Here is an 8642-nt window from a genome sequence, read left to right as displayed (position 1 = left end):
GTGTCCCTGGCGATCGGCGCGGAGGCGTCGTTCGTGGCGCGGACGGTGGACTCGGACCGCAAGCACCTCACCTCGGTGCTGCGGCAGGCGGCCGACCACCCGGGCACGGCGCTGGTGGAGATCTACCAGAACTGCAACATCTTCAACGACGGCGCCTTCGAGGTCCTCAAGGACAAGCAGCAGGCCGAAGAGGCCGTGATCCGTCTGGAGCACGGGCAGCCGATCACGTTCGGCGCGGGCGGTTCGAAGGGCGTCGTGCGCGACCCGGCCACGGGTGACCTCAAGGTCGTCGCGGTGACCGAGGACAACAAGGCCGACGTCCTGGTCCACGACGCGCACGCCGCGTCCCCGACCACGGCCTTCGCCCTCTCCCGCCTCGCCGACCCCGACACCCTCCACCACACCCCCATCGGCGTCCTGCGCGACGTCGAACGCCCCGTCTACGACACCCAGATGGCCGACCAGCTCGACGCCGCCATCGAGCAGAACGGCAAGGGCGACCTCGCCGCGCTGCTGGCGGGCGGCGACACCTGGACGGTCGTGGGCTGAGCCCGCCACCCGCTTCGCACGAGAGCCCCGGACACGAGCTGCGCCCGGGGCTCTCGTGTCACCGGTCACGCATCGGGGATGTCCCTCTTGGCACGGATCAGCGTCTCTCTGCTGATGATCACGATGCGCTCGTAGTCGGCCCGGCCGGCGTCCGAGGGCAGCGACGGCTCCAGCACCGCCGTGGCCTCGGTACCCATGACGGCGAAGCTGCCGTCGCTCAGCTCGAAGAGGTCGGGACAGGTCTCACCGTTGGTGCACTCCCTCAGCTGAGGAGCTGTTCCGAGTCGGCGGGTGATGCGCGCGGTCGAGAGATCTTCGCTCAACTGAACTGCCCCTTTGCTGCTGCCCGGTCCGGGCCAAATCCCGGTCCAACGAGACGGTCCCCATTTCGACACGGGCAACGAACCCAATAGGGCCGAAACCACTCGTCTGTAGGGCCGCAGCGAAGGCGTGACCTGCACGCACCGCCCAGGGGCGGATAAGGGCGCACACAGGGCGCACATCAGCTCATTCGCGCTCCGCTCCCTCCGGCGGGCCACCCACGACCCACCACTCCTCGGGATCCTCGGCGAGCTCGGCGAGCACGCCGTCCACCGCCCTGCCGACCCGCCCCTCCAGGGACTCGGCGGGCAGGCTGCGCCTGTGGTCGACCGTCCGGGCCCAGTAGGCGGCGAAGACCGCGTTGCGGCAGAGCACCCGTAACGCCCCCACCAGCTCGTCCCAGTCGTACATGCCGACGCGGTAGGCCAGGACGCTCACCGCGTACTCGCGGTTGCTGAACAGCATCTGCCGGCGTTCGCGCTCGGACAGTCCGTCGAGCGTGCTCATCGCGGCTCCCAGGTCCGGATCGTCGATCGCCCGGTCCAACTGGTCCGCGATCAGCCGGTGGTACTGGATGAGGTTGGCCCGACGAATCTCCTGCCGCAGTTCGGTCAGTTCACGTGCCAGTACGTCGACCAGGTCCCGATCCCGCTGAAGGCGGTCGGCACTCCGGTCGGACCGGGAGCGCGCCCACCGGGGCGGCACTATCCGTATGACCATGTCAAAGCAAACCCCCCAGGTCGGCGCAGCGGGGTTGGCGCCCTAGGGAGCGTCTGCCCCCCGAGGGCCCTGCGCATGCCGGGCCGAACGGCACCGAGTGCCCCAGGAGCGGGGCCGGAAGGCCCAGTTACGTCAGGAGGACGACCCGGGGGCCCGGGACTCGTCGTACGCCTCTCGCGCCCTGACCACCGCCGGCAGCCGCCGCTCCGTCCACTCGGCGAGCGAGCGGACCTGCGCCGCGGCCTCCTGGCCCAGCTCGGTGAGCGAGTAGTCGACGCGCGGCGGGATCACCGGCTTGGCGTCGCGGTGCACCATGCCGTCGCGCTCCAGGGTCTGCAGCGTCTGCGTGAGCATCTTCTCGCTGACCCCGCCGATCTCCCGGCGCAGCTCACTGAACCGGAAGGAGCGCTCCTGCAACGCCAACAGCACGAGCACGCCCCAGCGACTCGTGACGTGTTCGAGGACCAGCCGCTGCGGGCAGAGCCCGCCGGCACTGTCGAGCGTCCACTGCCTCACCCTGCTTACCGCCATGGAAGTACCTTACTTCAAAGTGGGTACTTACGGATCCACAGTGCACCCCTTACGGTGAGGAAGGAAACACCGCACCGAAGGAGATTTCAGACATGAGCCTCGTCGTCACCGGAGCCACCGGCCAGCTCGGCCGTCTCGTCGTCGAAGGGCTGCTCGACGCGGGCGTGCCCGCCGGGGAGATCGCCGCCGTCGTGCGCGACAAGGAGAAGGCCGCGGACTTCGCCGAGCGTGGCGTCGAACTGCGCATCGCCGACTACAGCGCGCCCGCCACGCTCACGGACGCCTTCCGGTCCGGCGACCGGGTGCTGCTGATCTCCGGCAGCGAGGTCGGGCAGCGCGTCCCCCAGCACCGGGCCGTGATCGACGCCGCGAAGGCCGCCGGCGTGGCCTCCCTCGCGTACACCGGGGTGCTGGGCGGGCCCGACGCCGACTTCGCGCTGGCCGACGAGCACAAGGTCACCGAGCAGGCGGTCCTGGACTCGGGCCTGCCGTACACGTTCCTGCGCAACGGGTGGTACCACGAGAACTACACGCAGAACCTCGCCGCCGTCCTGGAGCACGGCGCCGTCGTGGCGTCCGCGGGCGAGGGCCGGATCGCCTCCGCCTCGCGCGCCGACTTCGCCGCGGCGGCCGTCGCCGTGCTGACCGGCGAGGGCCACGAGAACAAGGCGTACGAGCTGAGCGGCGACGACGCCTGGTCGCTCGCCGAGTACGCCGCCGAGGTCGCGAAGCGGTCCGGCAAGGACGTCGTCTACCGCGCCGTGACGCCCGCGGAGAACCGGGAGGTGCTGCTCGGCGCCGGGCTGCCCGCCCCGTTCGCCGACATCCTCGTGGGCGTCGACACCGCCATCGAGCAGGGCCTGCTCGCCCGTCGGAACGGGGATCTGGCGCGGCTCATCGGGCGCCCCACCACACCGGTCGCCGAGGCCGTCGCCGACGCCCTGAAGTAGCCCGCCGACGTCGCAGGTCAGGACGTCAGGACCGTATGGCGATACGGGCATGACACGCACTGCCCCGCGGCGCTACCTTCATGGGTGGCCGCCGCGGGGCTGCCGGGTGTCTGGAGGAGGACGGCGTTGGCCGAGAAGGAAAAGCAGGACGGGCGCGTCGGACTCCTCAACGGATTCGCGGCCTACGGCATGTGGGGGCTCGTGCCGCTGTTCTGGCCGCTGCTCAAGCCCGCCGGCTCGGTGGAGATCCTGGCCCACCGGATGGTGTGGTCGCTGGCCGTCGTGGGCGTCGCCCTGCTCTTCGTCCGCAAGTGGGGATGGGCCCGGGAGCTGCTGCGGCAGCCGAAGCGGCTCGGTCTCGTCGTCGTCGCCGCCGCCGTCATCACCGTCAACTGGGGCGTCTACATCTGGTCGGTGAACGCCGGGCACGTGGTGGAGGCCTCGCTCGGCTACTTCATCAACCCGCTCGTCTCCATCGCGCTCGGCGTGCTGCTGCTCGGCGAGCGGCTGCGGCCCGCGCAGTGGACGGCCGTCGGCGTCGGCCTGCTCGCGGTCCTCGTGCTCGCCGTCGGGTACGGGCAGCCGCCGTGGATCTCGCTGGTCCTCGCCTTCTCCTTCGGGACGTACGGGCTCGTCAAGAAGAAGGTGAACCTCGGCGGCCTGGAGTCGCTGGCCGCCGAGACCGCCGTGCAGTTCCTGCCCGCGCTCGGCTATCTGATCTGGCTCGGCACCCAGGGCCGGTCGACCTTCGGCGGCGAGGGCGTCGGCCATGCCGCGCTGCTCGCCTCCACCGGTGTCGTGACGGCCATTCCGCTGGTCTGCTTCGGGGCCGCCGCGATCCGGGTGCCGCTGTCCACGCTGGGGCTGTTGCAGTACCTCGCGCCCGTCTTCCAGTTCGTCCTCGGGATCGTGTACTTCCACGAGGAGATGCCGCCGGAGCGGTGGGCCGGGTTCGGGCTCGTGTGGGTGGCGCTCGTCCTCCTCACCTGGGACGCGTTGCGCTCCGCTCGGGCCGGGAAGGTTCGGCTGGCCCGAGCGGAAGCCATTGCCGTCGCACCTTCTGCGGAGGCCGGGGTCGATGGAGTGGTTCAGCGGGAGTCGGCCGTCTGAGCCACTGCGTCTGCCGGGATCGGGTCGCGTCGGCGGGTGCGGGTTGTGGTGGGTTGCTCGCGCTCCGCGGCGGAGCCGCTGATCGATACCGCCCCGCGCCCCCTGCGCAGGCCTCCTCCCAGCAGCAGCGCGCCTGTCACCACCATGGCCACCGGGACCGCCAGGGCCCACCTGAACGCCGACAGGGTCGCCTCCGGTGTCGTGCCGGTCAGGGTCAGGCCGTACACCGCCGTCACCGCCGAGATGCCGAGGGCCGAGCCGAACTGGGTCGCCGTGTTCAGCAGGCCGCTCGCCAGGCCCTGCTCGTGTTCGGCCACGCCGTCCGTCGCCGCGATGGTCAGGGGGCCGTACGCGAGGGCGAAGGCGGTGCCCGCGAGGATCAGGGTCGGGAACATCGCCGCGTACGTCCAGTCCAGGCCGACCGGCAGGAACAGGCCGTAGGCGAGGACCGCCAGGAGGAAGCCGCCGAAGGCGACGCGGACGTTGCCGAAGCGGTTCACGAGGCGGGGCGTCAGGGTCGGGGCGAGGACCGCGTCGCAGCCCATCACGATCAGCGCGATCGCCGTCTGGAGCGAGGACCAGCCGCGCAGCTCCTGGAGGTACAGGGTCAGCACGAACTGGAAGCCGAAGAAGGCGCCGACGAAGAGCAGGGCGCCGAGGTCGGCGCGGACCGTGGCCCTGTTGCGGAGGATGCCGAGGCGGACCAGGGGCGTCTTCCCGCGCCGTTCGACGGCGACGAACACCGCCAGCAGGAGCAGCCCCGCCGCCACCGCGCCCAGCGTCAGCCACCAGCCGTCCAGGCCGTGCTCCAGGCGTACGACGCCGAAGGCGAGCAGCAGCATCGCGCCGGCCGCCGTGAGCGCGCCCGGGACGTCGAAGCCGGCCCCGGTGCGGGCCGGGGCGCTCTGCCGCGGGATCAGCCGCAGCGCCGCCACGAGGATGGCCGCGGAGAGCAGGACCGGGGCGAAGAAGACCCAGCGCCAGCCCAGTTCGGTGAGCACGCCGCCGATGACCAGGCCGAGCGAGAAGCCGCCCGCCGCCGTCCCCGCGAAGACCAGCAGCGCCTGGTTGCGGCGCGGCCCCTCCTCGTACGAGGTGGTGATCAGGGAGAGCGCGGCCGGGGTCATGAACGCCGCCGCCACCCCGGTCACGAACCGGGCCACGACCAGCATCCACTCGGCCGTGGCGAAGCCGCCGAGCCCGGAGAAGAGCAGGAAGACGGTGAGCCAGGTGAGGAACATCCGGCGGCGGCCGAGCAGGTCGGCGGCGCGGCCGCCCAGGAGCGTGAAGCCCGCGTAGCCGAGCACGTAGGCGCTCATCACCCAGGACGCCGCGCCCGTACTGAGTTCCAGATCGGATCTGATCGAGGGCACCGCCACGGCCAGCATGGCCACGTCGATGCCTTCGAGGAAGATCGTGCTGCACAGGACGAGCAGCAGGGCCCAGGCGCGGGTTCCGTGGAGTGCGGTCATGACGGGTGTCTCCTCAAGTCGCCTGCCGACAGGGGTGGTTACCGGAGTGAGGGTCGGTTCCCTCTTGTAACCACTGGAATCCTGCGGCAGCATCGACAGGCATGGAAGAAGGCACTTCTAAGTCACCTGGTTACTGCGCGAATACCGGCTCCGACAAGGACTACGGCGACGCCGACCCCTTCCAGTGGGACACCCGCGAGGACTGCGAGGTGCGGCAGATCCTGGACCGGATCGCCGACAAGTGGTCGCTGCTGGTGATCGCGCTGCTCGACACGCGGTGCCTGCGCTTCATGGAGCTGCGCCGCGAGATCGACGGGATCAGCCAGCGGATGCTCACCGTCACGCTCCGGCAGCTGGAGCGCGACGGGCTGGTGAAGCGGACCGTGCACCCGGTGGTGCCGCCGCGCGTCGACTACGAACTGACCGCGCTGGGCGGCACGTTGCACCGCACGATCCAGTCCCTGGTGACGTGGACCGAGTCGCATCAGAGCGAGATCGCGGCGGCCCGGGTGGCGTACGACGCGCGGACCGCCGAATCCGAGCACGCGGAGGCCTGAACCGACCTATAAAGGGCCCATGACCTTTGACTGGAAGCTCGTCATGGACGCCCACGACCCGCATGCGCAGGCCGAGTTCTGGGCCGCCGCGCTCGGCTACGAGATCGAGGACAACGCCGCCCTCGTCGAGCGGCTGCTCGGGTTCGGGGCGGTGCGCGAGGACGAGACCGTGGAGTTCCGGGGGCGCAAGGCCTTCCGGGACCTCATCGCCGTGCGGCACCCCGACGACCCGGTGGACGAGCAGACCGGGAGCGGGCTCGGCCGCCGGATCCTCTTCCAGCGCGTGCCGGACGCCAAGACCGGCAAGAACCGGCTGCACCTCGACATCCACGCGGGCCCCGAACGCCGGGCGGCCGAGGCCGACCGGCTGGTCGGCCTCGGCGCGCGGGTGCTGAGCACGGTCAAGGAGCAGGGTGGCGAGTGGGTGACGATGGCCGACCCCGAGGGGAACGAGTTCGACGTGCAGTGACCGGGTCCCGCGGGACCTCTAGGCGTCGAAGTCGGTGCCGCGGGAGACCTTCTCCCAGGCGGTCAGCTCGGCCCTGACCGCGTCGAGGTGACCGGCGAGGAAGTCCACCGCGTCGCCGCCGAGGGGCAGCCGCAGCGGGGTGTCGTCGGCGGCCAGGGCGAGGCGGATCGCCGCGGCGGCCTTCGCCGGGTCGCCGGGCTGCTCGCCGCCGGCGCCCCGCACCATCTGCCGGGTGGCACCGACCTTCTCCGCGTACGCCGGGTGCTCGTCGGAGAAGTAGGCCGCGTCCTTGGCGAACAGGTTCGTGCGGAAGGCGCCCGGCTCCACGATCAGGACCTTGATGCCGAACGGCGCCACCTCGTCGGCGAGCCCCTCGGAGAGCTGCTCCAGGGCGGCCTTCGTCGCGCTGTACGCGGAGAAGCCGGCGAAGGACAGCTGGCCGCCGAAGCTGCTCATGTTCACGATCGAGCCGCTGCCGCGCTCCCGCATCTGCGGCAGCAGCGCCCGGGTCAGCCGTGCCGGGCCGAAGACGTGCACCTCGAACAGGTCGCGGAGCTCCGCGTCGGTGGTCTCCTCGAAGGCGCCGACCTGGGTGCGGCCCGCGTTGTTCACGAGGACGTCGACCCGGCCGTAGCGGGACAGGACGTCGGCGGCCACCGCGTCGATCCGCTCGCCGTCGGTGACGTCCAGGGCGATCGCCTCGATCCGGTCGGGGTGCGCGGCGACCAGGTCGGCGAGGCCCTCGGCCCTGCGGGCCGTGCCGATCACCGTGTCGCCGGCGGCGACGGCGGCCTCGGCGATGGCCCGCCCGAACCCGCTGCTCGCGCCGGTGACCAGCCAGACCTTGGCGTCGCCGTTCGTGTTCACGCTCATGTTCCGGTCTCCCTCGTCACTGTCGTCAACTGCCGTGCGGGGCTTCCCCGTTGGCGGTTCGTCTGTGGTCCCCATCCTTCTTCCGCGGGCCCGTCCGCGTCCAAGTCCCCTTGTGATAGCCATGAGTTATGGATGTTCACGGGCGCGATCTGCGCTACTTCACCGCGGTCGCCGACGAGTTGAACTTCACGCGGGCCGCCGAGCGGCTGTACGTCTCCCAGCCCGCGCTGAGCAAGCAGATCCGGATGCTGGAGAAGCAGCTCGGCGCCGAGCTGTTCGTCCGGGACCGGCGGTCGGTGCGGCTGACGGCGGTGGGCGAGGCGCTGCTGCCGCACGCCCGTGGGGTGCTGGCCGCCTGGCAGGCCGCGGAGACGGCGGTGGAGGAGGCGCGGGCCGCCGAGCGGGACACCCTGGTGGTCGGCATGTCCACGAGCCCCGGCCGCGGTCTGCTGCCCGCGCTGCGGACCCGGCTGATGTCCGGCCACCCGGCCGCCCGGCCCGTCCTGCACCAGGTCAACTGGGCCGATCCGACCGCGGGGCTGGCCGACGGATCGACCGATGTCGCCTTCGTCTGGCTGCCGCTGCCGGACGGCGAGCGCTACCGGACCGTGGTGGTGGCGAGCGAGCCGCGGCTCGTGGCGCTGCCGCCGGGGCACCCGCTGACGGCGCGGGCCGCCGCGGACCCGGAGGGCGCGGTCGACTTCTCCGACCTCGCCGACGAGCCGTTCCTCGCGCTGCCGCCGGAGGCGGGGCCGCTGCGGGACTACTGGCTCGCCCTGGACGCACGGGAGGGGCGCGCGCCACGGATCGGGGGGGTGGTGGCCAGCGCCGAGGAGACGCACGAGGCGGTCGCCAACGGCCAGGGCGTGGTGCTGCTCGCCACCGGGAACGCTCCGCTGATCGTCCGCGACGAGGTGACCGCGGTGCCGGTCAGGGGCATCACGCCGTCCCGGCTCGCGGTGGCGGCACGCCGCGACGACGAGCGGGCCCTGGTCCGCGCGTACCTGACCGCGGCGCGGGCGGTGGGGGTCGCGGAGGCCTGACCGGGCGGGGCTCCGGCGGGCGGGGTTCTTCCGGACACGTCCGCCGC

At 71.9% G+C, this 8642-nt stretch carries 10 protein-coding genes and 1 pseudogene; 6 read left to right on the top strand and 5 right to left on the bottom strand.

Annotation, left to right across the window (positions count from 1 at the left end; translation table 11 throughout):
- Positions 1–549, top strand: a pseudogene (locus RBJ77_RS13255) (2-oxoacid:ferredoxin oxidoreductase subunit beta); the annotation flags it as partial.
- 65 nt (positions 550–614) lie between these two features.
- Here RBJ77_RS13255 and RBJ77_RS13250 read toward each other — a convergent pair.
- The 3 genes from RBJ77_RS13250 to RBJ77_RS13240 all read right to left on the bottom strand — a co-directional run bounded on the left by RBJ77_RS13250 (position 615) and on the right by RBJ77_RS13240 (position 2121).
- On the bottom strand, positions 615–872 hold the full coding sequence (locus RBJ77_RS13250; protein WP_372345186.1) for a hypothetical protein: 258 nt from the start codon (positions 870–872) through the stop codon (positions 615–617).
- Positions 873–1056: 184 nt separating this feature from the next.
- Positions 1057–1590: a DUF6082 family protein gene (locus RBJ77_RS13245; protein ID WP_372345185.1), complete on the bottom strand. Its 534-nt coding sequence runs from the start codon at positions 1588–1590 to the stop codon at positions 1057–1059.
- A gap of 132 nt (positions 1591–1722) precedes the next feature.
- Positions 1723–2121, bottom strand: a complete 399-nt coding sequence (locus tag RBJ77_RS13240) for a helix-turn-helix domain-containing protein (RefSeq protein WP_255982526.1) — start codon at positions 2119–2121, stop codon at positions 1723–1725.
- A 92-nt stretch (positions 2122–2213) separates the two neighbouring features.
- On the opposite strand from RBJ77_RS13240, the gene RBJ77_RS13235 reads away from it, so the two are divergent.
- Both RBJ77_RS13235 and rarD read left to right on the top strand, forming a co-directional pair.
- On the top strand, positions 2214–3071 hold the full coding sequence (locus tag RBJ77_RS13235) for an SDR family oxidoreductase (protein WP_372345184.1): 858 nt from the start codon (positions 2214–2216) through the stop codon (positions 3069–3071).
- A 189-nt stretch (positions 3072–3260) separates the two neighbouring features.
- A complete protein-coding gene (gene rarD, locus RBJ77_RS13230) occupies positions 3261–4181 on the top strand; it encodes an EamA family transporter RarD (RefSeq protein ID WP_372345187.1) in 921 nt (306 codons plus the stop codon).
- Here rarD and RBJ77_RS13225 read toward each other — a convergent pair.
- A complete protein-coding gene (locus tag RBJ77_RS13225; RefSeq protein ID WP_372345183.1) occupies positions 4160–5653 on the bottom strand; it encodes an MFS transporter in 1494 nt (497 codons plus the stop codon). The genes rarD and RBJ77_RS13225 overlap by 22 nt on opposite strands.
- 101 nt (positions 5654–5754) lie before the next feature.
- Here RBJ77_RS13225 and RBJ77_RS13220 point away from each other — a divergent pair, with 101 nt between their 5' ends.
- Together RBJ77_RS13220 and RBJ77_RS13215 are read left to right on the top strand one after the other, a co-directional pair.
- Positions 5755–6210 carry a winged helix-turn-helix transcriptional regulator gene (locus RBJ77_RS13220; protein WP_372345182.1) on the top strand — a complete coding sequence of 152 codons (456 nt, stop codon included), beginning with the start codon at positions 5755–5757 and terminating at the stop codon, positions 6208–6210.
- A 19-nt stretch (positions 6211–6229) separates the two neighbouring features.
- Positions 6230–6679: a VOC family protein gene (locus tag RBJ77_RS13215; RefSeq protein ID WP_372345181.1), complete on the top strand. Its 450-nt coding sequence runs from the start codon at positions 6230–6232 to the stop codon at positions 6677–6679.
- Positions 6680–6697: 18 nt separating this feature from the next.
- On the opposite strand, the gene RBJ77_RS13210 is transcribed toward RBJ77_RS13215, so the two are convergent.
- Positions 6698–7552, bottom strand: a complete 855-nt coding sequence (locus RBJ77_RS13210; protein ID WP_372345180.1) for an oxidoreductase — start codon at positions 7550–7552, stop codon at positions 6698–6700.
- Positions 7553–7680: 128 nt separating this feature from the next.
- Here RBJ77_RS13210 and RBJ77_RS13205 point away from each other — a divergent pair, with 128 nt between their 5' ends.
- The gene (locus RBJ77_RS13205; RefSeq protein ID WP_372345179.1) at positions 7681–8595 is read left to right on the top strand and encodes a LysR family transcriptional regulator; all 915 of its coding nucleotides are present in this window, start codon (positions 7681–7683) and stop codon (positions 8593–8595) included.
- Positions 8596–8642: the final 47 nt, after the last annotated feature.

Origin of the sequence: Streptomyces sp. KL116D (assembly GCF_030766975.1) — a bacterium.
Taxonomy (GTDB): domain Bacteria; phylum Actinomycetota; class Actinomycetes; order Streptomycetales; family Streptomycetaceae; genus Streptomyces; species Streptomyces longispororuber_A.
Note: the sequence above shows the minus strand (reverse complement) of the source record. Positions and strands in the feature narration are given on the sequence as shown.

Bases quoted from the DNA above. Each gene is read 5' to 3' on its own strand.
- RBJ77_RS13245 (WP_372345185.1), bottom strand. From the start codon at position 1,590: ATGGTCATACGGATAGTGCCGCCCCGGTGGGCGCGCTCCCGGTCCGAC.
- RBJ77_RS13240 (WP_255982526.1), bottom strand. From the start codon at position 2,121: ATGGCGGTAAGCAGGGTGAGGCAGTGGACGCTCGACAGTGCCGGCGGG.
- RBJ77_RS13235 (WP_372345184.1), top strand. From the start codon at position 2,214: ATGAGCCTCGTCGTCACCGGAGCCACCGGCCAGCTCGGCCGTCTCGTC.
- rarD (WP_372345187.1), top strand. From the start codon at position 3,261: ATGTGGGGGCTCGTGCCGCTGTTCTGGCCGCTGCTCAAGCCCGCCGGC.
- RBJ77_RS13225 (WP_372345183.1), bottom strand. From the start codon at position 5,653: ATGACCGCACTCCACGGAACCCGCGCCTGGGCCCTGCTGCTCGTCCTG.
- RBJ77_RS13220 (WP_372345182.1), top strand. From the start codon at position 5,755: ATGGAAGAAGGCACTTCTAAGTCACCTGGTTACTGCGCGAATACCGGC.
- RBJ77_RS13215 (WP_372345181.1), top strand. From the start codon at position 6,230: ATGACCTTTGACTGGAAGCTCGTCATGGACGCCCACGACCCGCATGCG.
- RBJ77_RS13210 (WP_372345180.1), bottom strand. From the start codon at position 7,552: ATGAGCGTGAACACGAACGGCGACGCCAAGGTCTGGCTGGTCACCGGC.
- RBJ77_RS13205 (WP_372345179.1), top strand. From the start codon at position 7,681: ATGGATGTTCACGGGCGCGATCTGCGCTACTTCACCGCGGTCGCCGAC.